This is a genomic window from Corallincola spongiicola (genome assembly GCF_004284785.1).
Classification (GTDB): Bacteria; Pseudomonadota; Gammaproteobacteria; order Enterobacterales; family Neiellaceae; genus Corallincola; species Corallincola holothuriorum.
The window spans coordinates 70,918-94,466 of the sequence record NZ_SHLY01000003.1; the positions used below are offsets into that span (position 1 = coordinate 70,918).

Sequence of the window (23,549 nt, forward strand, 5' to 3'; positions counted from 1 at the left end):
TGCCAGGGGAGGGTGAAAATATAATGCAGATCACACTTTAATGGGAGTCTGTTGTGACGTTTCCTTCCCTTTGTCGTCATATCGCAAGCTACGTGAGTAGTGTTTTGATCCTACTTCTCTGCCTTTTTGTCGGCCAGTTGGCGGCAAAATATTCTGGCGGTGTGCTCCCCGGCAGCATTGTCGGCATGATCTTTTTAGCCTTGTTATTAAGCTTGGGGCTGGTGAAATTGCATTGGGTTGAGGCCGGAGCGAACTTCCTGATCCGTTGGATGGCTTTGCTATTTGTACCTATCGGGGTTGGCTTAATTGATAATCTTGAGTTGCTGGCAAACAGTCTGGTGGCGATCTTGCTTACCTGCTTACTTGGTACCGTGCTGATTATGGCCTTAGCGGGTTGGTTGTTTCAGGCGTTGGAGCGTCGTCAATGAGCGATTTAATGATGCCGCTGTTCTATTTTGTGCTCACCATTATGGTTTATCTGGCTGCGGTACATCTGCAGCGTCGGATCGAACATCCACTATTGAATCCGGTGTTAATCACTCTGTTGGTGCTGGTTTGTCTGCTGCTGGGGTTGGGTATCCCCTATGTTGACTATCAAGCGGGAGGGCATTGGTTAAGTGATCTGTTAGCCCCGTCGGTGGTGGCTCTTGGTGTGCCCTTGTATAAACAGATAAAGCAGATCAAGCGTGAGTTACCGGGCGTACTGCTGGTGGTGGCGTTGGCGACAATTTTCGCGCTGACCAGTACCGTGGTGTTAGCCATCTTGGTGGGTGCCGAGGCAGAAATTGCTATTTCGTTAGCGCCAAAGTCGGTGACCACACCGATTGCGGTAATGATTGTCGAACAGATGCAGGGCGAGCCATCGTTAGGTGCGTTAGCTGTGATTGTTACCGGCTTGTTGGGAGCGATTGCGGGTATCCCTTTGCTTAACTTGATGGGGATCCGTGAGCCTAAGTCCCGAGGCATTGCGATGGGAACGGCGTGTCACGCCTTAGGTACGGCTCGTATCGTGCAAGAGGGGGGCGAGCAGGGCGCCTACAGTGCACTGGCACTGGTATTATCTGCTACCATCAGCGCCATACTTGCGCCCATTTTGGTACCTTTGATCCTGCAATGGATAATTTAATGCCCTTACCGATACACAGCGACACCCCGGAGCGTCGTGATCACCTGCAGCAGCTGGTGTCGCAGTGGGGGTTTGTGCCGATGCGCAAACAGCCTGATTCAGGCTTGCTACTGTATCTGGATGCCGAGCGCTTGAGCTTGAAAGATCTCGGAGACAAGAAATTGGGTGCTGTGAGTGTCGATTTTACCGACGGTGCAGCACGGCATCGCCGTTTACACGGTGGCGGGCGCGGTGAGGCCGTAGCGAAAGCGGTCGGTGCCCGTGGGCAAGCCACCCCCTCGGTATTAGATGCTACCGCAGGGTTAGGGCGCGATGCGTTCGTATTGGCGTCGATCGGTTGTCAGGTCACCATGTTAGAGCGTTCGCCGGTGGCGGCGGCATTGCTTCAAGATGGTTTAATGCGAGCACAATTGGATGCTGAGATCGGCCCTTGGATCGGTCAGCGTATGCGTTTGTTACCCGGTTCGGCGGTGGATCGCATGAGCGACTGGCAGGGTGATGCGCCAGAGGTTATCTATCTGGATCCCATGTACCCCCACCGCAAAAAATCGGCTCAGGTGAAGAAAGAGATGCGTCTGTTTCAGGCCATGCTTGGCCCCGATGAAGATGCGGATCTATTGCTCGCCCCGGCGCTGGCGCTGGCCACAAAACGGGTCGTGGTGAAGCGTCCTGACTATGCGCCCCCTTTGTGTGAGCGCAAGTCAGACGCGCAGATCACGACCAAGACTCATCGTTTTGATATCTATTTTTGCAGTTAAGCGTGCTAGGTGTACTGCTTAGCAAGCGCCATCTTTTGCCGTTATCTGCGCTCGATGATAGAAGAGTGTGCTTAACTTAACTCAGTTGAACAGTGCGACTACGCACAAGAGAGCTTTTTGCATGGGCAAGCAGATATGTAAATGGGATCGTCGGCAGAATGCGCTGATGTGGGGGGAGCCGCTCCTTGAGCTGGTGAAGAAACCCAAATTTGTTTGCAAGAAGTGCTTTCGGGTCGCCAGTGACAAATCAGTATTGTGCAAATCTGTGAAGCTAAAATCGTTGTCTGAGACCGGCTTAGCATAAGCAACATGGATAAGTAGTGCCGCATATCGGGGCATTGTTATAGTGTCGTTTTAATCGAGTACATCAACTCCCCTACAGTGGTTGCTATGCCTTCACCAATGCGCGCAGAAGAGTTTGATCGTGGCAGAGTGGATACTCTGTATCGCCAAGCTGCGTCCTTAAGTTTTGTTTTCCCAACCACCAGCCTCATTCTCGTTGCATACCTCTGCTTTTTTACTTCAATGCCATACCTCCCTTTGTTGAGCTGGCTGGAGTTGGTCGTCCTGTGCAGTGTTTTTCGCTGGCATTTGACGGCTCGACAAAAACGTAGCACCGATTCACCCCACCAGTGGGAAAATGCTTACGTTAGATTGGAGTGTGCGTCTGGCCTGTTGGCGGGGATAATTTGTATTCTCACCATGCAGCAACCATTCCTTTTGCAACTGGTACCGTTGCTGGTGGTTGTCGGTGAAGTGGTTAGCGCTGTGGCTGTGTTGGTGATGAGCTGGCGCGTATTCTGCGCTTTTGCCTTGAGTGCGATTTTGCCATTCTCTGTTTACTGGTTGGTCGCGGGAACTCAGCAGCATCAGCTGGTGGCTTTGATGTTGATGGGGCCGTTTCTTGCGCTGACATTTAATACCTTTCGTTTTCTCTATAAATCGACCACGGAAACTTATCGTTTGCGTGTTGAGCGACAGTTGCTGAATGCAGAGTTAATCGACAGTAGTAAAGAGTTGGCTGCCGCTAGAGACAAGGCCGAGTTGAACAGCATTGCTAAAAGTGACTTTATCCAACAGCTAGGTGAGCAGTTAAAAGCACCGTTGCTGGGTCAGTTAGCCTGCCTGAAGCTGTTGAAAGCACAGCTGGAGGATTCGCGGCAGCAACCTTTGGTTGCCGCCAGCGAGCAATCGGCTGCTCAGTTGCTCTACTTGATTGATGACCTTACTCAGATCAGCTTGCTGGAGAAGGGCGAAGTGCAAGTGACGCCAGAGACCTTCGATCTTCGAGCGCTGCTTGAGGAGGTGCTGGCACTAACCGTGCCCACGGCGCACCTTAAGGGCTTAGAGTGTGATGCCATTATCTCAGCGGAGCTACCCAACCGGGTGACGACGGACCGGACACAGCTAAAGCGCATATTACTGAGTATGCTGGGGCAGGTAATACAAGCCAAGGATGCTGGGAATATCAAACTGAATGTGTCGGTTTCCTCTGGAAAGCTCCTGTTGCGAATGCATGAGACTGGCCGCTGCTTGATCCGACAGTGGCAAAAAGAACTGTTAACCACCACCACTGATCCGCTGCCGGGATTACCGATGTGTCGTCAACTTTGTCAGTTACTGCAAGGCGAACTGCAACTGACCCATGTGGGAGCAGGAGAGGTGATCCTGCGGTGCCGTGTGCCGATTGAAGTGGAACAGGGGTTTCATGTGCCGCAACCGGCACCAGAGCTGGGCAAAGTACTCATCGTGAGCCAGTCGCCAACACTGCGGGAAAGTGTGCAGGCACAGTTACAATCATTGGGTTGCGACACGCATTTGATGGCTGATCTGGTGACAACGGAAGCGCTACTTCAGCAAACGCAAACCAGGGTGAACCTGGTGTTAGATACTGATCATATTCCCCGTACCGTGTGGCAGAGTTTGCTTACGCTCTGTCAGCGGCAGGGACACCGAGTCTTGCTGGTTGATCGTTTTCATCGACTGACTGCGAGCGACGTCTATCATCAGCCACTGCCTATTACTCAAGCTATGTTAACGGCATGGCTGGCGGGGCGGCGCATGCAGGCAATGAAAACCCAATCGGTGGCAAAAGCAGGCCATCAAGGTGAAGTGTTGTTATGTCAGTTACCTCCGGTAGAGGCGTTGGTGATTGAAACTATGTTGGCTGAATTTGGTTGGCGCCATGAGCGAGTGACGCCACAACAGCTACCGGCGCATGCCCAGCAAAGCAGCAACCAATATCAACTGATTATTTGCGACGGAGAGACACCGTTGAGTAAGGCTCAGATCGCCGGACGCCCTGTTATTCGTATTGTGCAGAGTAAGGGCGATGGACGATATGAGGGCGAACAGATCGTTCGCCCTATCGATATGGATATGCTTGCGGGACGCTTAGACAAGCTGCTGGCTGAGACTGATTAACCGTTTCTGAGTGCGAGAATGGCGGGTACATCTAATGGATCGGTATAGCGTTGGAAAGTCTTGCTCTTTTTGTCTACCGCGACAATCGACATGCGATCCGCCAGCTCGTTACCTTCCACGCCGACATGGCCATTAACGTGCAATATTTTTATATCGCCTTTAATGGTCTGATACAACGCGAACATGGTTTGGATTAGCTCAAGATTTTTAATTTCGCCAGAGGGCTTTTTCCAGCTCTTTTTCTCCCAGCCTGCAGCCCACTGCGTAATACACTGAATCGAGTACTTGGAGTCACAGAAAATCGCCACACTACGGCCTCGGTCTAGTTGTTTGCTGGCCATGAGCATCGCTTGATGCAGTGCATTTAGCTCTGCCGTATTGTTGGTGCCGTTTGGGTTATATAAGCCATACCAAAGCTCGGCCACTTCACCGCAAAAATATACTGCCAGCCCAGAGCCTGCTTTACCTGGGTTGGGCTCACAGCCGCCATCGGTAAAGATCTTAATATCCGCTTTCAGGGCGTCCACTTCTTTGGCGCTGTAGGTCTTCACTGTTTGCCCGTTACTGCGCTTTTTGGCTGGCGCTTTGCCCGTGGGTTTGCTTGACGTACCGCCGCCATATGCGGCCTCTGCTTCCGCCTGTGTCGGGAAGGATTTATAGCGCGCCCCGGGGAACTGATCGACCTGGGCTTTGCAGCTGGCCCAGTCTGTGTAAATACCGGGTTGCTTGCCAGCCCAAACAACATAAAACTTTTTGGCCATCGTAATGTTCCTGTCGGTAAAAGGGATCGGCGCAATCTCCGAACTGCGCGTAACGAGGCATCATCGCATAAGCCTTCGTCTCGTCTCAATGACCATGAATGGGTTTAGCGCAGTATAAATGGCATTTCTCCATAACAACCCAAATACTGTGTTCCGCCGTATTGCTTACTACACTCATGATTCAACTGATCCCGTGGAGCATTTGTGCCGGCAGCAAAGTTTGTACATGGCAGTATCTTCCGCCATATCGTGGTGATGTCATCAACCAATGCGATTGGCCTGACAGCACTGTTTTTAGTGGACTTGGCCGACCTGTTTTTTATCAGCTTATTGGGTGAACAGGAGCTGGCTGCCGCCGTGGGTTACGCCGGCAGTATTCTGTTCTTTACGACGTCGGTGGGCATTGGTCTGTCTATTGCGATGACCGCTTTGGTATCGAAGGCGATTGGTGAAAAAGATCGGGAAAAAGCGTGTCATCTGGTGACCAATGTACTGGTTGCGGGTTTCGCTATTTGCGTGGTTGTCGCTGCGTTGGTGTGGATGTACACGCCTGACCTGTTGCATTTAATGGGTGCCACAGGTCGTACCCATGCATTAGCGGTTGATTACCTACAAATTCTTTTGCCATCACTGCCTATTCTTGGTTTAGCCATCTGCGGCGGTGCCGCGTTACGCTCGGTGGGTGATGCCAAACTGGCGATGTGGTCAACCTTGGCGGGCGGCGCTACCAATGCGGTGCTGGATCCTATCTTTATTTTTGCGTTGGGGCTGGGTCTGGAGGGGGTGGCTTATGCGTCGGTGATGGCACGTCTCGTCCTTGCTATCGTTGCCCTGGTTGGCGTGTTCAATAAACATCGTTTGTTTGCTCGATTTGATTTCATCTCAATGCAGTCCCAGCTGGCTGCCATTTTGAGTGTCGCCTTTCCGGCCATTCTGACCAACATTGCGACCCCAATTGGAAATGCATTTGTGACGGCCTCTATCGCTAAATATGGTGATGGCTACGTGGCTGGCTGGGCCGTGATAGGACGTCTGATCCCGGTGGCATTTGGTATGATCTACTCATTGTCTGGTGCTGTTGGCCCGATCATTGGACAGAACTATGGCGCCCTGAAGTTTGATCGAATCGAGCAGGCGTTACGCAACGCGATGGGCTTCTGTTTTGCTTACGTATTAACGGTGTGCCTGTTGATCTATTTTGCCCGCAATGGCTTGGTATCGGCCTTTGGTCTATCTGGGGATTCTGCTGATTTTCTGGTGTTCTTTTGTACCTGGGTCAGCATTAGTTTTGCTTTTAATGGTGCACTATTTGTATCTAACGCGGCATTCAATAACTTGGGCTACCCCAGTCTGTCGACATTGATGAATGTGGGTAAAGCCTCTATCGGCACGATCCCGCTGGTGCTCGTTGGAAGCTATTACTGGGGGGCGGAAGGCGTGTTGATTGGACAGATGTCCGGTTCGGTTGTGTTTGGCATTGCCGGTTTGGCCTGGGCCTTGGCCAAAGTGAAGAAGATGGCGATACGGCATCAGCAGCAAATATCACCAAGTGAAGCGTTGGTGTCTCCCGCTATGCCTATGACGCCGTTCTGCTCCAGTCGCGCTTACATGTGCGCCGAAGCGGAAGTGGCTGATGAAGAAGCCTGTGCTCAAGCCGACGTCAAATAGTCGCCAGAAGGTATCGCGTTGGGGGTACCTAATTGCTGCGCCTATACTCTTATTAAGCTGACAGGAAGTTATCGGACAGAAAAACAGGCATAACAGCGGCAAGCGATATGGCTAGCTAGCTCAGTCTTTGTTGCAGGAGCACTGGTGATTTACAACGAGTGTACGACGCAAGCTCCGCGCTTTTACTGTGACGCCATGCTCGGCGGCACAGCGCGTTGGTTACGTCTGTTAGGCTTTGATACTCGATTTCATCCCTCTATTGACGACAAGGTACTGGCACAACATGCCAACCTAGAGCAGCGTATCTTGCTGACCCGCGATAAACGGCTACCTGATGAGCAACGGCCGGATCGGGTTTACCTGGTGCTGGGTAACAAAGTAGACGAACAGATGCGGGAACTGGTCACGCGTTTTCATCTCAATCTCACCGCCACACCGTTTAGTCGCTGTAGTTGTTGTAATCAACGCCTGCGTCCTTGTTCGCCAGAGGAGATGAAGTTGAAACTGCCGGCAGATATGGCGTCGCCACCACAAGCCGGTTTTATCTGCCCTGCTTGTGGTCGCTGTTATTGGATGGGCAGCCATGTGGCACGTATTCGCCAGCGTATGGCGGGTTTTAGTGACGCATTTGCTATGGAGAGCTAAGGACGCTACTTATTGTCCTGCCAAAACCACGCGAAATTTATCGTCACCCAGTTCGATCACATCACCAGAAACGATCTTACGGCGCTTGCGGATCTCCATTTCGCCATTAACCGACACATAACCTTCGTCGATCACTTGTTTGGCGACAGCACCACTCTCTACCAGCCCCTCAAATTTTAATATCTTATATAACTCGACGGGTTCTTTGGTTAATTCAACGTCTCTCATGATTTGGCCTTTGGCTTTGCTTTGCTATCAGCGTGGGCTGATTTAATCGGCCTACTATAGGGTGTTGCAGAGCGTTCGCCAATGGAATTTCGTTGTTGACTAAATACAGCGGTCTAACGAAACTCAAACAGTTCGCTATGAAAGCGCTGCTCGCTAATACCTTGTTTGGCAAACCCCTTTTTCAATGCGTCGGCAAACCGTTTGGGGCCACAAAACCAGATGCTGCTGTCACGCCAGTAGCGGCAGTATTGGCAAATCATCTCTGTGGTTAATAAGCCCTGCTGCACACTGTCATGGATATGTAGCGTGATCCCTGCGTCTGTGGCGAGCTGCTGCAGTTGTTGAATATAGCGCTCATCGGGCTGCTGGGTGGAATAGAACAAAGTGACAGGTTTCCTGCTACCGCTCTGTTTTATCTGTTGCAGTTGCGCTTTAAATGCAGCGATACCGATGCCGCCGGCTATCCATAGTTGATGGCTTTGATTGTCTTGAAAATCAAACTGGCCATAAGGCCCCTCAATACTGACAGCATCTCCTTTGTTAATACGTTGACGTAACTGTTGGGTGAAGTCACCCAGCGCTTTCACTTCAAAGCTCACAATTCCCTGTTCTGTGGGCGCAGAGGTCAGGCTGAAGGGGTGCGGTTCCTCGCCCTCAAAGTGCAGAAAAGCAAATTGCCCGGCTTGGTGTCCCGGCCAGCGCTGATCGGTATCGATATCGATTGCCAGCACTTGGTTATGTTCGAAGAAGTCCAGTTGCTTCACCGTGCCGTGTAACTGCTTGTTCTGGCCGATGCGGCCTGCTAGAGAATAAATTGCCGCCAGTGTCCCCAACGCCATCAAGCCACCCAGCACCCAGCCCAGCGGTGCTTCCCAATAGCTATGGCGCATCAACACCACGCTGTGAAATACCAGTAGTAGATAGAGCACGCCCATCACTTTGTGGGTTTTGACAAAGCTGCCGTAACGGATCTTTTTGTACAGAGATACGGCGATCAGGATCACCAGCAGATAAAACGCCCACTCGCCGATGATTTCGGCTAAGTCACGATTTTGATGTAGGAAAGTACTGATCACTGATCCATCACCCGTACCGTGTGATCTACCTTGGCCGCCGCGCCCCGGTCGCACTAACCATTCCAGTTGCACCATATACTTGGTGCCTTTGGCCCAGAACCAATGCAAAACACCTAAGGCCAAGGCGCTGATGCCCAGCCATTTATGTAGCCGATAGGCGCGATCTAAGCCACCGGTCAGCCGCTCAAGAATGGGTAAACGAGTGGCCAAAATCATACCGACACTCATCGCCGCGATAGCCATCACGCCAGAATATTGCACCATGTAATGACGGATCGGGAAGTAGGCCCACTTTAGGTGCTCGCCATTTTCAGCCATCAACCAGAGCAGGGTGGTGGCGGCAAAAAGCGAGCAAAGTAAAACAGAGATGCGACGCATAATTTATCAGCCTTGTGACGGAGAACTCTCCCTATTTATATGACCACAAATCGGCGGGAATGATTGTTAAGGAAAGTTAAGTCTGGTTGGGTCTTGCGCTCGATCAGTTTTGTGCCGGTTGATGGACTTAGTGCTGCATTCGCTTACTTTTGAGACAGAGGAATGACGATCTATCAGATCACCGCGACAGCAATCCGTTAGCTGCATAAAAAAGCGTATACAGATCAAAATCATGGTGAAAACACTACGCGCTGGGTATAGGCCATTTTCAGCGCCAGCTATGCTTTGAGAGAGGATGGCAAAGGACGGGAGCCAAGGTGAAGGCGAAGATTTGGATAGTCTTAGTGGCGCTGTTTATCGCCGCGCTATTGCTGTGGTTTAAGCGTCCGCAACCGCTGATGGTTGAGCTGGTGTCTGTGTCGCGGGGTGCGGTGGTGGAAACGGTAGTCAATACCCGTGCTGGCACTGTTAAGTCCTGCCATCGTTCCCGTCTAGCGCTGCCGTTAGGAGGTGTTGTTACCACCTTGTTGGTGCAAGAGGGGGATAGAGTAAAAGCGGGCGATAAGCTACTGGAGCTGTGGAATGAGGATCTCACCGCCAGCGTGACGCAAGCCGAAGCGGAATTGGCTCACAGCGCCTTGGTGCGTCAGCAAAGCTGTTTGCAAGCACAGTTCGACCGCCGTGAATCTGCGCGTTTGGAAACCTTGGTCAAACGCAACATGGCATCAGAAACCAGTGCTGATAATGCCCGTACCCGCGCTACCAACAGTGAACTGGCGTGCGAGGCCGCGAAAGTCAGTGAGCAAACGATCAGCGCGCGGTTGCAGCTGCAGCAAGCCCATATCAAACAGACCCAGCTTTATGCGCCGTTCGATGGTGTGATCGCCGAAGTGAATGGTGAGTTGGGCGAGTACCTGACGCCTTCGCCCCCCGGTGTGGCAACGCCACCGGCGATCGACCTGCTGGATGATCGCTGCTTCTATGTCTCCGCGCCTATCGATGAGGTGGATGCCGCTAAGCTGGCACTCGACATGCCCGTGATCGTTACCTTGGACGCGCTCCCCGGGCAATCCTTTGCCGCGCGGGTTCGTCGTATTGCGCCCTACGTATTAGATCTGGAAAAGCAGTCACGGACGGTGGAGGTGGAAGCGGAACTGTCCAATTTTCCTGTCGACCGCCCTATGTTGATCGGTTACAGCGCAGATATGGAGATTGAGGTGGCGCGCTTAGATGACACTTTGCGTCTGCCGGCTGAGTCATTAGGGGAGGAGGGCGAGGGCTATATTTGGGATGGCCAAACCCTGCATCTGGTGACACCTGAAACCGGGCTGCGTAATTGGAGCTGGATCAGCATCGAACAAGGCCTCAGCGAGGGCGATCAGCTGGTGCGCTACCCCGCCAAGATTGAGTTCACTCCGGGTATGGTCGTGAGTGCAAAACCGAGTCAGCAGCAGGCGGAACGGTGATTGAGCTAGCAGATGATTGAACTAAAGCATGTCAGTCGACGTTTTCAGTTAGGCGATCAGTGGGTGGATGGCTTGAAAGCGGTCGATTTAGCGATACGGGATGGCGAATATGTGGCGGTGATGGGGCCATCAGGCTCAGGTAAGTCGACACTGCTCAACGTGCTTGGTTTACTGGATCGCCCCGATAGCGGTCACTATCTGCTCAATGCTCAAGATACCGCCCACTTGGGGGAATCGGCGTTGGCAACGCTGCGTAGCCGCTCTATCGGTTTTATCTTTCAGTCATTTCATCTGGTACCAAGGCTAACTGCCTTCGAAAACATGGAGTTGCCGTTAACGCTGGCAGGCATGGCACCGCCACAGCGCCACGAGATCATCAATAGACTGGCGGCACAATTGGGGCTGGAGGATCGTGCTAGGCATCAACCTCATCAGCTTTCCGGTGGCCAGCGCCAGCGGGTGGCGATAGGTCGGGCGATGGCCATGTCGCCGAGCTTACTGCTGGCGGATGAACCCACAGGTAATCTTGATAGTCAGTCTGGTCAGGAGGTGATTGAACTGCTGGAAGCCTTGCATCGAGAGCAGGGGATCACGCTGTTGATTGTCACCCACGATCCCGAACTCGGTGCCCGTGCCAGTCGGCAGATCCGTATGGCCGATGGCGCTATCGTCAGTGACAGTGACGGTAATAGTGATCATGCGTAGTACCGATCTACTGAGTTTTGCGCTGGCGGCACTGGTGCGCCAGAAGTTGCGTGGCGTCATGCTATTGCTGGCCATCGGGATCAGTGTTGCCTCCGTGGTGGTGATGACGGCGCTGGGGCAAGGCGCCAAGAACTTCGTGGATAACGAGTTTGCCTTTCTTGGGAAAGACCTGTTGATCCTGCTGCCGGGCAAAAAAGAGACCACCGGTGGTTTACCGCCGATCACTGGTGCCAGTGCCAGAGATATTACCCTCGATGATATGCGCTACTTGCAACAGCAGATCGCCGATATTGTCGTGGCCCCGCTGATTGTTGGCACCACAGAAGCCAGTTATCGCGCCCGTAATCGTCAGGCCATTACCCTGGGTACCAGCGAGGCATTTTTTACTACCCACAACCTCGATCTGATTGCTGGCCAAGGGCTGCCGAAAGGGGCTGTAGAGCGGGCGCAGTCGGTCAGTGTTATCGGCAGTGATCTGGCCGCCGAACTGTATCCGCAGCAGTCGCCTCTGGGACAATGGCTGCGTCTCGATAACCGCCGCTTTCGGGTCATTGGTGTCTTTCAGAGTAACAGCAGCAACATGGGCTTGCGTCTGAACGAGGCGGTACTGATCCCGGTGGCGTCGGCACAGGCGCTGTTTAACACCTCAGGTCTGTTTCGTTTGTTTATTCAGTCGGCGGGCGGGCAGTCGCTGGTCAGGTTACAGCAGCGGGTGATCCATCTGATGGCCGATCGTCATCAAGGGGTGGAAGATATTACTGTGCTGCGTCCAGATGCCTTACTCAGTACCTTTGGCGATATCCTGCTGACATTGACGCTGGCGGTGGCAGGGATCGGCACCATCAGCCTGGTGGTGGCCGGGATCATGATGATGAACATCATGCTCATCAGCACCCACCAACGGGCCAGTGAGATCGGCCTGTTAAAGGCGCTGGGCGCAGATAATCACACGGTACGGGCTATCTTCCTCACTGAGGCGGCGCTGCTGTCACTGGCTGGGGCGCTATTGGGGATGGTTTGCGGCTACTTGCTAGTAGCGCTTATGGCATGGTGGTATCCGGCGTTTCCGCTGGCGGTACCGTTATGGGCGGCGGTTTCGGCATTCTGTTGTGCACCGCTGGTGGCGCTGCTGTTTGCGCTGATGCCAGCGTCCCGTGCGGCACAAAAACCGCCGGTAGAAAGCTTGCGCGGTGGTGCGCTATGAGAACACAAGATATGTTGCGCTGGCTGTGGCGTTCGTTGACTGCTGGACGCAGCCGAAACCTATTGTCTGCGTTGGGGGTTGCGATCGGGATCGCGGCGGTCACAACGCTGACCGGCATTGGCGAGGGGGTCCGGCTCTATCTGCTGGATAACTTTTCCCAGTTTGGCAGCCATCTGGTGGCAGTAACGCCGGGTAAGGTCACCACCCAAGGGATCTCCGGCGGCATTATCAGCACGGTGCGTCCGCTGACCTTGGAGGATGCCGACAGCCTGCAACGCTTGCCGGGCGTGGAGCAGGTGGTGCCGGTGATCTCAGGTACCGCGGAGCTAAAAGCGGGCGGCTTGCTCCGCAGTAGCGATCTGCTGGGGGTGAACCATCAAGCTGCAGATGCCTGGCGTTTCAGTGTCGCCCGCGGCCAGTTTCTGCCAGACGATGACAGTAAACGACCGCGGGCATTGGCCGTGTTGGGGTCTAAGCTCGCTGCAGAACTGTTTCCTTTCAAAGATCCGTTAGGCGAGTTTGTCCGGGTGGATAACCGCCGCTTTCGTGTCATCGGGGTGATGGCACCGAAAGGGCAGTTTCTGGGCTTTGATCTGGACGATGTGATCTATCTTCCTGCCGCGCTGGCGTTGGCGATATTCGATCGTGAAAGCCTGATGGAGATCGATGTGGTGTACCGGCCGGAGTTGACCGATCAACAGATTAATCGTCGCATATTCAATCACCTGTATCGTCGCCATGGGCGTGAAGATTTTACCCTCTATAGCCAACAGGATATGTTGGCCAGTCTGGATAAGGTGCTGACCATCATCAAAGCCGCCATCGGTGGATTGGGTGGGATCTCTCTCTTGGTGGGCGCAGTGGGGATTTTTACTATCATGAGTATCGCCCAACAGGAGCGAATTCCTGAGGTGGGCTTGTTAACTGCGCTCGGTGCCAACCGATATCTGATACTCATTCTGTTTCTTGGTGAAGCGGTGACCTTGGCACTTGCCGGCGGGGTTGCGGGTTTACTGATCGTTGTGGCGACCCAAAGTCTACTGGCCTTGGCAGTGCCCGGATTGCCGCTGGTGATCCAGCCGCTATTTCTGTTTGCCGCCCTGCTGCTATCGGCACTGGTGGGGCTACTCGCCGGATTGCTGCCTGCGTGGCGCGCGATGCGCCAAGATCCGGTGCAGGCACTGCATGGCGGCTGAGCGTTATGGGCGATCCAGTTAACTTGTGTTGTCAGTGATGGTACTTACGTAATCGATGGAACGTTTATCTTTATTTGCAATCCAGTCACGATTTATTAGAACCTAGTGAGACACAGCAACTCATTGATATAAGAGATTAAGATGGAAGTGGTTATCAGTTCACAGGATGAGCTTACCAGCGACGAAGTGGTCGCCCTATATCGCGCCGTTGGCTGGTCTGCGGCAGACAAACCGTCACAACTCCTCGCCGCACTGCGAGGCTCCCACGGCTTAGTAACCGCCCGCCTGGATGGGCGTTTAATCGGCTTAGCCAACGCCATTTCTGATGGTCACCTGGTGGTCTACTACCCGCATATGCTGGTGCATCCCGAGTTTCAGGGCAAAGGTATTGGCCGCCAGATCATGACAGCGCTACAAAGCAAATATGCAGATTTTCACCAGCAGATGCTCACCGCCGACGGTGACGCCATCGCTTTCTATCAAACCATGGGCTTTGAGCGTGCTGGCAGCACCGCGTCAATGTGGATCTATGCTGGGGATGAGCATTAAGGTTATGGGTTATATTTAATTATCTCATCTTTTAGTTCAGGTTTTTGTACGTTATATTAGCGTTATATATGGAATTAATTAAGATAAACATCAAGGATGTAGCTGTATGAAACTCTTGAAGATTGCCCCTCTGTCGTTGTCCCTTTTTATTGTAGCTTGTGGTGGTTCATCGTCTGGTGGGCCAGGCGGAACTAGCTTTACGGTCACTAGTCTTTATAGCTATTCATGTGGAGAGCCCGCTCCCAACCCGAATAGCCAATTAGTTTTGCATGATACCGATGGCAGTGTGATGCAGGTGATTGATGCTGATGCGAATGGCAGAATGGTTGTGGAAACAGACAGGAACACGGTCACATATTCTGTGATTAGTGAGAAGCTTTCTGCATTATCAACATCTCGGATGGCCGTTCAGTCATTTGAAGATTATCCAGCCATGGATAACCAAGTCGTAAACTTTTCATCAATTTCTGGGGTTGGTGGCGATTACCAATCAGTCGATCTTACTGTTACTGCTGATGAACCTATTGAAACTGAGGGTGTTATTGGTAGTCAGTTTGTTTTTATTCGTGATTTTGAGCCTGTTCAGCGGGGAGAGAATGGCTGGAAAGCTGATGTCGAACTGTGCGCTCCTGCTGGGACTTCGGAATTGTATGTGACGCTTCAGTCGCCTCTGTCAGGTAGAGAAGGTTATGCTTACGGTGACGCCACCATTATTCTTGACGGAAATGAAGAACCTAGTGTTAGCATTCATCTTTCAGAAATAGCTTCAGAACCACTTCTTGTTGATGGTGCACATTCTTACTTTCAGTTAATAAAGAACGATGAAGTTGCTTACTTCAATAATGCCTCTTACTTGGACTCTATCTATCTACCTGATTCGATAGAGAGCGAGAGTCATTATTATCAGTATTGTGGTTTGGAAGGTTTGGGTTCTGCCAACCCTAATGCGTACGTTATACCCTATAGACTTTCTTTTTCTGAAATCATGGGATCGGAAGAGTGTAGTCGACACATGGTTAACAATGATGATGTGGTGATTACTTCGGTTGATGATGACCGGATCTATTACTCAAGTACTCTGACCAATGAACCTGATTGGAGAAATGTGTCGCTCAACTTTAACATGGAAGGTCCTGTTGCTGCTGGTATGGATTGGAGTATGAGCAGTCCGGCGGAAAACGAATCTATAACGTTGTTAGAGCTACCCGCAGACATCGAAGCTCATGCTGAAAATATCACTTCCGTTAGTGGGAACATCACTTTGTATGATTTTGAAGGTTATGAAGACGACTTCGAGTCTTTAGCTAGAGAAGTACTTTTGGCCGGTGAAAGATGGGAAGTCAGTATACCGAAGCATAGCGCTAGCCCTTTCGTGAATGTCATTTTTGTTGATGATTTTTTTGTGAGCGATGCACTGATAGGTGGATCTGCTAACCTTTCTCGTCAGGCTGTTTCATCAGTACCGAAAGTCAACATTACGAATGGGGGCGAGACTTTAGTTGAGGGTGAAAAACTTTTTAGGCTGCCCGTTTTGAGCTACTAACGTTGGCTTGATTGCTATTTCTTGCTGAGAGTCTCCAACAAAAAGGGCAAGCGATTCCGCTTGCCCTTTTCTGTTTTGGTTTTTAAAAATAGACGGTTATATCGAGTTACACCGCTTCTGCATTACGCGCTGGCAGGGTTTTTCCGTGGGTGATATAGATGCTCATACCGGTGACCAGTAAGCCACCCACTAAATTACCCAGCGTTACCGGGATCTGATTCCAGATCAGCCAGTCCGCGATGGTGAATTCAGCGCCCAACATCATGCCCAGTGGGAACAGGTACATGTTCACCACGGCGTGCTCGAACACCAGGCCGAAGAAGATAAAGATAGGCAGCCACATGGCTATCACCTTGCCGCCGACTGAGCGCGATACCATGGCACCGACGACACCCAGACAGACCATCCAGTTACACAGAATGCCTTTGACAAAGACGGTGACCCAACCGGCTAAGCCATGTTCGGCGAAGCCTAACGAGCGGGCGGTGGACGCTTTGATAAAGGCTTGGCCGACGGCACCAGGCTCAACGGTAAAAGTCATGGTAAAAGTGAGCGCGACTAAGAAAGCCACGGCAAGCGCGCCGATCAAGTTGCCTAAGGCGACTAAACACCAGTTCCTGAATACGCCCGCTTTAGTCACGCCGGGGCGTTTCTCGAGCAACGCTAATGGGGCCAAGGCAAACACACCGGTTAACAGGTCGAAGCCCATCAGGTTGAGAATGCAGAAGCCAACGGGGAAGACCAAGGCACCAATAATGGGTACGCCAGTTTGTACCGCTGTGGTGACCGCCAGTGCTACCGCAATGGCCAGGATGGCACCAGCCATGATGCCGCGAATAAGAGTGTCGCGGGTCGACATAAATACTTTGCTTTCACCCGCATCTATCATCTGTTGGGCAAGTTCTGCCGGTTTTACGTAAGCCATATTGTTCCCTAATTTTCTAAGTTAAATTGAATTCGTTATGCCTGTACCGAGACCACACCGCTGCGAACCTGCACCGGATAGCTGGCCACCGTGACGGTTGGGTTGTCCAAGCAACGGCCATCGGCAAGGTTAAATCTTTGCTTTTTAAGCGGGCTGGCTACCCACAGTTGCTGGTCGTGCTGGCAAATAATTCCCCGCGACAGCACATTGGCCTGAGCAAATGGGTCCATGTTGCTGATAGCGAATAGCTGCTCATCGGTGTGGGGGCGAAATATCGCAACTTGTTGGCCGCCTACTAGTGCACATACACCTGTGCCTGGGGTGATTTGTGTTAACTGACAAACGTCGGTCCACTGGCTCATACCGTTTCCTCCAGTGAGATGTTAAATACGGGGGATTTTTCTTGAATGGATGCTGGGCGATGCTGCTCTCGTTCAGGCACAAACTGCACGTTGTCATCACGCTGGTCGCTATTGATGAAGTGCGCAAAACGTTCTAGCTGCTCTGGTTGATCCAGTGTGGCTTGCCACTCGCACTGATAGCTATTAATCAGCGTGCAAATGTCTTGTTCTAACTGGTCGTTAATGCCTAATTTGTTGTTGACGATGACGTCACGCAGATAGTCGACGCCGCCCTCCATGTTATCCAGCCATACCGAGGTGCGCTGCAGTTTGTCGGCGGTGCGGATATAGAACATCATAAAACGGTCTATGTACTTCAGCAGGGTAGCTTGGTCGAGATCGCTGGCCAGCAGATCGCCGTGGCGGGGCTGCATGCCGCCATTACCACATACATAGATGTTCCAGCCGGCATCGGTAGCGATAATGCCGAGATCTTTACCCTGTGCCTCCGCGCATTCGCGGGTACAGCCGGAGACACCAAACTTCATTTTGTGTGGTGTACGAATGCCCTTATAGCGATGTTCAATTTGAGAGCCAAGGCCAACACTGTCTTGCACACCGAAGCGGCACCAGGTGCTACCAACACAGGTTTTCGCCATCCGTAGTGCTTTCGCATACGCTTGCCCGGTTTCATATCCTGCGGCGATCAGCTTGCCCCAGATGGCGGGTAGATCATCCTTTTGTGCGCCAAACAGGCCGATACGCTGGGCGCCGGTGATCTTGGTGTACAGCTTGTACTCTTCAGCAACGGCTGCCAGTGCCGCCAGTGCTTGCGGGGTGACTTCCCCACCGGCCATCCGCGGGATCACCGAATAGGTGCCATCTTTCTGCATATTGCCAAGGAAGTTGTCGTTGGTGTCATGCAAGCCGACGAGGTTTGGATTAAGGATGTGCTCGTTCCAGCAAGAGGCGAGCATAGAGCCCACGGTCGGCTTACAGACTTCACAGCCATAACCCTGACCATATTTGCTGATTAGTTGCTCGAAGCTGCTGATCTTGTCGACGCGGATCAGGTGAAACAGCTCTTGGCGTGAGTATTCAAAATGTTCACATAGGTGGTTTTTCACTTCGATACCGGCGTTGGCCAGCTCGGCATTCAGTACCTGGGTGATCATAGGGACACAGCCGCCGCAACCGGTGCCGGCATTGGTGGCCGCTTTCAATTCGGCCATGCTGGTGTGACCGTCGGCTACCGCTTGGGCGATCTTGCCCTTTGTGACGTCGAAACAGGAACAGAGCACGGCTGAATCGGGCAGCGCATCGGCACCCATGGCGGGCTTTTCCGCACCGGCATGAGCGGGCAGGATCAATGTGTCTGGGTGCTTCGGCAGGTCGATCTCGTTCAGCATCAACTGCAACAGATTGCCATAATCTGAAGTATCACCCACCAATACGACACCAAGCAGTTTGCTGCCATCGTTGGAGGTGATCAGGCGTTTGTAGACCTCTTCTTGCTCGTCGAGGTAAACATAGCTTTTACACCCCGCTGTGCGGCCGTTGGCATCGCCAATACTACCGACATTCACGCCCAGCAGTTTCAGTTTGGCGCTCATGTCTGCACCTGCAAACTGGCTGTCACCGCCGAGCAGATGATCTGCGGTGATCTGCGCCATCTTGTAACCCGGCGCAACTAAGCCAAAGAAACGGCCGTTCCAGGATGCGCACTCGCCAATGGCGTAGATATCTTTGTCTGAGGTGAGGCAGTGATTATCAATGCAGATACCACCGCGTTCGGCGATCGCAAGATCGGTCTGGCGAGCCAGCTTGTCTTGGGGACGAATACCGGTAGAGAACACAATAAAGTCGACCTCTAACTGACTGCCATCGGCGAATTGCATAGTGTTGCGGGCTTGTTCCCCTGCCGCGTTATCGCCGTGATAGATGATCGCTTGCGTGTTTTTACCTGTGTGTACCTGCACACCCAGCTGCTCGATTTTGCGGCGTAGTTGTTCGCCACCTTGTTGGTCGAGCTGCTCTGCCATCAGTACCGGAGCGAACTCGATGACATGGGTTTCCATGCCTAGCGCCTGCAGTGCGCCTGCCGCTTCCAGCCCTAGCAGGCCGCCACCGACAACAACACCAGACTTGCTGTTTTTGGATGCGGCTTTAATCGCTTTCAGATCTTCGATGGTGCGGTACACAAAGCAATCTTTCTGCTCAGCGCCTTTAATTGGCGGCACCCAGGGATAAGAGCCGGTTGCCATAACGAGTTTGTCGTAGCTGACTTCATACCCAGCGCTGGAGTAAACAATTTTGTCAGCTCGATTGATATTGATGGCACGCTCGCCAATCAGCACCTTGATACCGTGCTTTTCGTAGTAATTGGGCTTAACCAGTGACAACTCTTCCGCTGTATGGTGGCCAAAATAGGCGGAGAGATGCACACGGTCGTAAGCGACTCTTGGCTCTTCACAAAACACGGTGATCTCAAACTGTTTAGCTGGGGCACGTTCCACCAGCTCTTCGATAAAGCGGTGACCCACCATACCGTTACCAATCACCACTAAACGTGTTTTGCTCATACCACTTCCTAATACTGACCATCGGAATAAAAAACGAGCGGATGTTAACGAAATGAGATCAAATCTGACGCGGGGTCAGATCAACTTGCACTAGCGATTATCTCTAAAGTGGTATTTCAAAAGTTACTTTTGGGGTAGGTGCCGGGTGTGTTATTTAATCTGGTGTGTGATTTTATTGTCGCCAATAATTTATGCCTTTTTAGTCAATCGGTTATGCTGGTTGAAGTTGGGTGGATATCTATGTCACAGCAGAGTTTCATATTGAGAATGGTGTTTGTTGGAGGAGTGGAGTGTTCTTTGATCTCTTATCTGAGATAGCGAGTGGACCACATTGGTTGGTTCGGATCTGGGGGCTGATATTCTCAGCAAGCTACAGGCGTGAAGTGGCCGTAGAATACCGCAAAATGAATTCGTGGCTGGTGGTGGGTGATATCTTAATAAGCGGCACGTTTTTTGTCGCCGAGGTAGGTCTAATTATATTTTTAGTGGGTAAACTGCTTGGTTACTGGCCAGCGGTATAACACCTTTAAGTTGATATACCGCTAGAGATAGCTGCACTCAGCATTAAACTGGGGCTATTAACCTAAACCATTCTCGGCCCATGCTCTGGGTCTTTAAATCGCACGATCTCCAGCTCGCCGCTTTGGTTGTAGTTTGTTTCTATGCCTTTGTCTAAGCGACAGAAAAGCCAAAAATAGATGTGTAAAAATAATGCCATCACGGTCAGTAGTAACATCAACATAACGGTACCTCTTTAATCCGTTCATACTGGCGTTGGACAAAAAAGCAGCAGTTGAGTTCCGTGTTGCTTAGTTATCGCGTGGTGGCCGCGGGTGAAAACTGACTAAGATCAACAGATGGGCGCTTGACCAGAGTTTGTTAGCGCCAGTGTGAACGATAATCAGAGGTTAGGCGGTCTGCCTGCTAACAACGGCTATCTTTTTAATCATCATAGGTGCGCTTGAGATGTCTTTTATTAACGCCTTTCTAACCAGCACACTGCTGAGCCTGACGTTTATTTCGCCTGGGTTGGCTGCCGATACGGGGGTGGGTGCACCACTCAACGTCGCGCCAGTGGTTGGCAGTGAAGAGGGCAACATTGCCCCTGACTTTACCCTGACGGACGCCGATGGCAGAGCGTTTCGCCTCAGTGATTACAAGGGCAAAAAGGCGGTGTATCTGGTGTTTTGGAATACCTGGTGTGGCCACTGTATTCATAAAGTGCCTACCTTGATTAAGCGCCAGCAACAGTTTGCTCAGCAGCTGGAGATATTCGCGATTAATACCGGTTGGGATGACTCCATTGCTTTGATGGCGGAGTTTCAGGCTGAGTACGGCATCAATTACCCATTGGCCTTCGATCATGGGGCGCAGGTGACCGACCAATATGGCGTATGGGGTACCCCCACAGAGTTTATTGTCGACATCAATGGGGTGATCCAACATCGGGATGGTGTGCCGAAGCAGCTGGTATCTCATCTGGCGGCCTGGAATCAGTTATCTGAACCGAGCGACACCCAGTTGGCCGGGCAGTGTGAGGGAGACGCAGCATGCTAAAACCTGATCGGCAAACGGCAGGCAAGTTTAAATCGCTGCAGGGTTCGCCACGCGCCGCTAAGTCGCAGGCATTTATCTTTAACAGCGGTGTTAGTCGGCGTGCGTTTTTGCAGCGTAGTGGCGCGGCACTGTTGCTGGCCGGGCTACTGGCCAGTAAGCCGGGGCGGGTGTTGGCCGCGGATGCAGAAAGCGCAGCCCCTGCGGACAGCGATAATCTGAGTAAACAAGAACTGGCGGTGTTGGATGCTGTGCAGATGCAGCTATTCCCCGATGATGGCGATGGCCCGTCGGCGTGGGATCTTCATGCCCTCGATTATCTGCAGTGGGCACTGGACGATCCCCCCAATGCAGAAGAGGGCGATAAAGCGTTTGTGAAACAGGGCGTCGGCTGGCTGGAAGATCTTGCTAAATCCAGCCATGGCCAGTCGTTCAGCGCGCTTAACCGTGAGCAACAAGACACGCTATTACGTCAGGTAAGCCAAAGTCAGGCCGGTGAAAACTGGCTGTCACTGCTGCTCTACTACGTGATGGAGGCGCTGACCTTAGATCCTGTGTATGGCGGTAACCCTAATGGGGTTGGCTGGCAGTGGTTACAGCACCAACCCGGCTATCCCCGCCCGGATAAAGATCATACCTATCACCGTTATATGCAGGAGTCTTAGTCATGGAAGATAAGATCAAGCAGGGACAAGGTCTGGCGTTCGATATCTGCATTGTTGGCAGTGGCGCCGGTGCTGGCCCAGTGGCACATACGTTAGCTGAAGCCGGCTATTCGGTTGGCGTGCTGGAGAAGGGCGGTTGGTTTAAAGAGAACGACTTCTTCAAAGATGAGCAGCTTACCCGCCATGATGCGTTTCGTTCGCAGTTAAATGCGGAACGTCATGTACTGGAAGAGCCCGACGATGGTGAGTGGTCGCGGCAAACCACTGCGCAGTTTTGGGGGGGCAACATTGTTGGCGGCGCCAGCAACTTTATGAGTGGCTATTTTCATCGCCTGAAGCCGATCGATTTTCGGTTAAAATCAGAATTTGGCGGGATAAAAGGGGCGAACACCGTCGATTGGCCGATAAGTTACGATGAACTTGAGCCCTATTATGCCAAAGTAGAACAACTGGTGGGCGTGTCCGGCAAGGTGGTGAAGCATCCCCACTTAGAGCCACGTTCAACCCCTGATTATCCGTTTCCTCCGACCGCAGAACACCCTATTGCCAATCGTTTTGATAAGGCGTGTCAGTCTCTGGGATACCACCCATTGCCGATGGCGCGGGGTATTTTGTCGTTGCCATTTAATGGCCGCAGTAGTTGTGAATACTCTGGTTATTGCGGTAGCTACGGTTGCCACTCCGGGGCCAAGGCCAGCTCGCGGGCGGCGCTGCTAGATCAGGTGGTGGCGAAAGGCCACTGTCAGGTGATCCCTCAGGCCAAGGTGTATCGCTTAAATAGCGATAACCGGGGTCAGGTCACTTCAGCTGATTACTTTGATAAAGCAGGGACGTCGGTACGGGTACAGGCGAAAGTGTTTGTGGTGGCTTGTTATGCCATTGAAAGCGCGCGGTTATTGCTGAGCTCACCGGGGCCGAAACACCCTCAGGGGTTAGGTAATAACCATGACCAAGTGGGCAAGAATCTGCACTGCTGCGCCGGTGGTACCGGCCATGGCGTGTTTGAATACGATAAATTCAGTGAACTGGAAGCGGCGCAGTTTCATATGCGCGGGCCGTTCTTTAATCGTGCACTACAAGATTGGTACGTGATCGACGATAAACAGGCTTTTTCGCAGCGTGTTAAAGGCGGCACGTTGGATTTCGTGTTTGATCCTCCCAGTCCAACGGCAGATGCCAACAGCCTGAAGTGGCAGGATGGCAATCTGTTGTGGGGCAGCGCGTTAAAGCGGCGGCTGAAATCGCACTTTAGCGGCGAGAAAGATTTTAAGTTTGAAGTGTTCTGCGACTGGCTGACTAATGACGAGTGTTATGTGTCGCTGGATCCAACGGAGAAGGACCGCTGGGGCTCGCCTGTCGCCAAAGTGCGGGCTGGCTTTCATCCCCACGATCTAAAAGTCGCGCAGTACCTGGTGGATAAAGGTGTGGCCGTGATGAAAGCGATGGGCGCACAACACGCCTGGGGTAATGCGTTTTCTTCACCCACCTCGAACCTAGTTGCTGGCGGGTGTCGCTTCGGCACCGATGCTAAAACATCGGTACTGGATGCCGACTGCCGCGTGCATGGCGCCGATAACCTGTTTGTCACCGACGGCAGCTTTATGCCCAACGGCGGCAGCGTGACCCCCACCTTTACCATCTACGCCAATGCGTTTCGGGTGGCAGATAAGATCAAGGCGCAGTTGGGGTGAGCCCAAAGATATGATCCAGTCCATGGAGCTGTCATGCGCCGCTGTTTAGACTGACACTATTCGA

Annotated in this window: 22 protein-coding genes; 15 read left to right on the forward strand and 7 right to left on the reverse strand. The window is 52.3% G+C overall.

The window, feature by feature from the left end; translation table 11 throughout:
- Positions 1-53: 53 nt before the first annotated feature.
- The 4 genes from EXY25_RS10685 (at position 54) to EXY25_RS10705 (ending at position 4,308) form a co-directional block, all read left to right on the forward strand.
- Entirely contained in the window at positions 54-428 is a 375-nt protein-coding gene (locus EXY25_RS10685; protein WP_114337453.1) for a CidA/LrgA family protein, read from the forward strand.
- The gene (locus tag EXY25_RS10690) at positions 425-1,126 is read left to right on the forward strand and encodes an LrgB family protein (protein WP_130566762.1); all 702 of its coding nucleotides are present in this window, start codon (positions 425-427) and stop codon (positions 1,124-1,126) included. The genes EXY25_RS10685 and EXY25_RS10690 overlap by 4 nt, the downstream gene beginning before the upstream one ends.
- Positions 1,126-1,884: a class I SAM-dependent methyltransferase gene (locus EXY25_RS10695; RefSeq protein WP_114337455.1), complete on the forward strand. Its 759-nt coding sequence runs from the start codon at positions 1,126-1,128 to the stop codon at positions 1,882-1,884. The genes EXY25_RS10690 and EXY25_RS10695 overlap by 1 nt, the downstream gene beginning before the upstream one ends.
- A gap of 390 nt (positions 1,885-2,274) precedes the next feature.
- Entirely contained in the window at positions 2,275-4,308 is a 2,034-nt protein-coding gene (locus tag EXY25_RS10705; protein WP_130566763.1) for a hypothetical protein, read from the forward strand.
- Here the strand turns inward: EXY25_RS10705 and EXY25_RS10710 are convergent.
- Entirely contained in the window at positions 4,305-5,069 is a 765-nt protein-coding gene (locus EXY25_RS10710; RefSeq protein ID WP_130566764.1) for a ribonuclease H family protein, read from the reverse strand. The genes EXY25_RS10705 and EXY25_RS10710 overlap by 4 nt on opposite strands.
- Positions 5,070-5,273: 204 nt before the next feature.
- Here EXY25_RS10710 and EXY25_RS10715 point away from each other — a divergent pair, with 204 nt between their 5' ends.
- Positions 5,274-6,737, forward strand: coding sequence for an MATE family efflux transporter (locus EXY25_RS10715; RefSeq protein ID WP_130566765.1), 1,464 nt, complete (start codon positions 5,274-5,276; stop codon positions 6,735-6,737).
- A gap of 144 nt (positions 6,738-6,881) precedes the next feature.
- Positions 6,882-7,382, forward strand: a complete 501-nt coding sequence (locus EXY25_RS10720; RefSeq protein WP_130566766.1) for a Mut7-C RNAse domain-containing protein — start codon at positions 6,882-6,884, stop codon at positions 7,380-7,382.
- A 9-nt stretch (positions 7,383-7,391) separates the two neighbouring features.
- Here EXY25_RS10720 and EXY25_RS10725 read toward each other — a convergent pair whose 3' ends face one another.
- Positions 7,392-7,610, reverse strand: a complete 219-nt coding sequence (locus EXY25_RS10725; protein WP_114337466.1) for an RNA-binding S4 domain-containing protein — start codon at positions 7,608-7,610, stop codon at positions 7,392-7,394.
- A gap of 113 nt (positions 7,611-7,723) precedes the next feature.
- Entirely contained in the window at positions 7,724-9,064 is a 1,341-nt protein-coding gene (locus EXY25_RS10730) for a ferredoxin reductase family protein (protein WP_130566767.1), read from the reverse strand.
- 317 nt (positions 9,065-9,381) lie between these two features.
- Between EXY25_RS10730 and EXY25_RS10735 the strand changes: the two genes are divergently transcribed.
- From EXY25_RS10735 to EXY25_RS10760, 6 genes are all read left to right on the forward strand, one after another.
- Positions 9,382-10,530, forward strand: coding sequence for an efflux RND transporter periplasmic adaptor subunit (locus EXY25_RS10735; RefSeq protein WP_199405177.1), 1,149 nt, complete (start codon positions 9,382-9,384; stop codon positions 10,528-10,530).
- A 12-nt stretch (positions 10,531-10,542) separates the two neighbouring features.
- Positions 10,543-11,235, forward strand: coding sequence for an ABC transporter ATP-binding protein (locus EXY25_RS10740; protein WP_130566768.1), 693 nt, complete (start codon positions 10,543-10,545; stop codon positions 11,233-11,235).
- Positions 11,204-12,439: an ABC transporter permease gene (locus EXY25_RS10745; RefSeq protein ID WP_207232151.1), complete on the forward strand. Its 1,236-nt coding sequence runs from the start codon at positions 11,204-11,206 to the stop codon at positions 12,437-12,439. The genes EXY25_RS10740 and EXY25_RS10745 overlap by 32 nt, the downstream gene beginning before the upstream one ends.
- Complete coding sequence (locus EXY25_RS10750; RefSeq protein ID WP_130566769.1) at positions 12,436-13,635, forward strand: ABC transporter permease; 1,200 nt, start codon at positions 12,436-12,438, stop codon at positions 13,633-13,635. Before EXY25_RS10745 ends, EXY25_RS10750 begins: the two co-directional genes overlap by 4 nt.
- Positions 13,636-13,776: 141 nt before the next feature.
- The gene (locus EXY25_RS10755) at positions 13,777-14,184 is read left to right on the forward strand and encodes a GNAT family N-acetyltransferase (RefSeq protein WP_130566770.1); all 408 of its coding nucleotides are present in this window, start codon (positions 13,777-13,779) and stop codon (positions 14,182-14,184) included.
- A gap of 106 nt (positions 14,185-14,290) precedes the next feature.
- A complete protein-coding gene (locus EXY25_RS10760; RefSeq protein WP_130566771.1) occupies positions 14,291-15,727 on the forward strand; it encodes a hypothetical protein in 1,437 nt (478 codons plus the stop codon).
- A gap of 106 nt (positions 15,728-15,833) precedes the next feature.
- Here EXY25_RS10760 and EXY25_RS10765 read toward each other — a convergent pair whose 3' ends face one another.
- The 4 genes from EXY25_RS10765 to EXY25_RS18770 form a co-directional block, all read right to left on the reverse strand.
- Positions 15,834-16,652, reverse strand: a complete 819-nt coding sequence (locus EXY25_RS10765; RefSeq protein WP_130566772.1) for a formate/nitrite transporter family protein — start codon at positions 16,650-16,652, stop codon at positions 15,834-15,836.
- A gap of 35 nt (positions 16,653-16,687) precedes the next feature.
- Positions 16,688-17,014 (reverse strand): nitrite reductase small subunit NirD, encoded by a 327-nt coding sequence (gene nirD, locus EXY25_RS10770; protein ID WP_130566773.1) that lies wholly within the window; start codon positions 17,012-17,014, stop codon positions 16,688-16,690.
- The gene (gene nirB / locus EXY25_RS10775; RefSeq protein WP_130566774.1) at positions 17,011-19,575 is read right to left on the reverse strand and encodes a nitrite reductase large subunit NirB; all 2,565 of its coding nucleotides are present in this window, start codon (positions 19,573-19,575) and stop codon (positions 17,011-17,013) included. The genes nirD and nirB overlap by 4 nt, the downstream gene beginning before the upstream one ends.
- Positions 19,576-20,158: 583 nt before the next feature.
- Positions 20,159-20,317 carry a hypothetical protein gene (locus EXY25_RS18770; protein WP_165419335.1) on the reverse strand — a complete coding sequence of 53 codons (159 nt, stop codon included), beginning with the start codon at positions 20,315-20,317 and terminating at the stop codon, positions 20,159-20,161.
- A gap of 224 nt (positions 20,318-20,541) precedes the next feature.
- Between EXY25_RS18770 and EXY25_RS10780 the strand changes: the two genes are divergently transcribed.
- From EXY25_RS10780 to EXY25_RS10790, 3 genes are read left to right on the forward strand one after another with little or no spacing between them, the layout of a single operon-like run.
- Positions 20,542-21,132, forward strand: a complete 591-nt coding sequence (locus tag EXY25_RS10780) for a peroxiredoxin family protein (protein WP_130566775.1) — start codon at positions 20,542-20,544, stop codon at positions 21,130-21,132.
- On the forward strand, positions 21,126-21,794 hold the full coding sequence (locus tag EXY25_RS10785) for a gluconate 2-dehydrogenase subunit 3 family protein (protein WP_130566776.1): 669 nt from the start codon (positions 21,126-21,128) through the stop codon (positions 21,792-21,794). The genes EXY25_RS10780 and EXY25_RS10785 overlap by 7 nt, the downstream gene beginning before the upstream one ends.
- A 2-nt stretch (positions 21,795-21,796) precedes the next feature.
- Positions 21,797-23,485, forward strand: a complete 1,689-nt coding sequence (locus EXY25_RS10790) for a GMC family oxidoreductase (protein ID WP_130566777.1) — start codon at positions 21,797-21,799, stop codon at positions 23,483-23,485.
- Positions 23,486-23,549: the final 64 nt, after the last annotated feature.

What these genes read in the sequence shown, in the direction of transcription:
- EXY25_RS10690 (WP_130566762.1), top strand. Translation starts at nt 425, where the DNA reads ATGAGCGATTTAATGATGCCGCTGTTCTATTTTGTGCTCACCATTATG.
- EXY25_RS10695 (WP_114337455.1), top strand. Translation starts at nt 1,126, where the DNA reads ATGCCCTTACCGATACACAGCGACACCCCGGAGCGTCGTGATCACCTG.
- EXY25_RS10705 (WP_130566763.1), top strand. Translation starts at nt 2,275, where the DNA reads ATGCCTTCACCAATGCGCGCAGAAGAGTTTGATCGTGGCAGAGTGGAT.
- EXY25_RS10710 (WP_130566764.1), bottom strand. Translation starts at nt 5,069, where the DNA reads ATGGCCAAAAAGTTTTATGTTGTTTGGGCTGGCAAGCAACCCGGTATT.
- EXY25_RS10725 (WP_114337466.1), bottom strand. Translation starts at nt 7,610, where the DNA reads ATGAGAGACGTTGAATTAACCAAAGAACCCGTCGAGTTATATAAGATA.
- EXY25_RS10730 (WP_130566767.1), bottom strand. Translation starts at nt 9,064, where the DNA reads ATGCGTCGCATCTCTGTTTTACTTTGCTCGCTTTTTGCCGCCACCACC.
- EXY25_RS10740 (WP_130566768.1), top strand. Translation starts at nt 10,543, where the DNA reads ATGATTGAACTAAAGCATGTCAGTCGACGTTTTCAGTTAGGCGATCAG.
- EXY25_RS10750 (WP_130566769.1), top strand. Translation starts at nt 12,436, where the DNA reads ATGAGAACACAAGATATGTTGCGCTGGCTGTGGCGTTCGTTGACTGCT.
- EXY25_RS10755 (WP_130566770.1), top strand. Translation starts at nt 13,777, where the DNA reads ATGGAAGTGGTTATCAGTTCACAGGATGAGCTTACCAGCGACGAAGTG.
- EXY25_RS10760 (WP_130566771.1), top strand. Translation starts at nt 14,291, where the DNA reads ATGAAACTCTTGAAGATTGCCCCTCTGTCGTTGTCCCTTTTTATTGTA.
- EXY25_RS10765 (WP_130566772.1), bottom strand. Translation starts at nt 16,652, where the DNA reads ATGGCTTACGTAAAACCGGCAGAACTTGCCCAACAGATGATAGATGCG.
- nirD (WP_130566773.1), bottom strand. Translation starts at nt 17,014, where the DNA reads ATGAGCCAGTGGACCGACGTTTGTCAGTTAACACAAATCACCCCAGGC.
- nirB (WP_130566774.1), bottom strand. Translation starts at nt 19,575, where the DNA reads ATGAGCAAAACACGTTTAGTGGTGATTGGTAACGGTATGGTGGGTCAC.
- EXY25_RS18770 (WP_165419335.1), bottom strand. Translation starts at nt 20,317, where the DNA reads ATGTTGATGTTACTACTGACCGTGATGGCATTATTTTTACACATCTAT.
- EXY25_RS10780 (WP_130566775.1), top strand. Translation starts at nt 20,542, where the DNA reads ATGTCTTTTATTAACGCCTTTCTAACCAGCACACTGCTGAGCCTGACG.
- EXY25_RS10785 (WP_130566776.1), top strand. Translation starts at nt 21,126, where the DNA reads ATGCTAAAACCTGATCGGCAAACGGCAGGCAAGTTTAAATCGCTGCAG.
- EXY25_RS10790 (WP_130566777.1), top strand. Translation starts at nt 21,797, where the DNA reads ATGGAAGATAAGATCAAGCAGGGACAAGGTCTGGCGTTCGATATCTGC.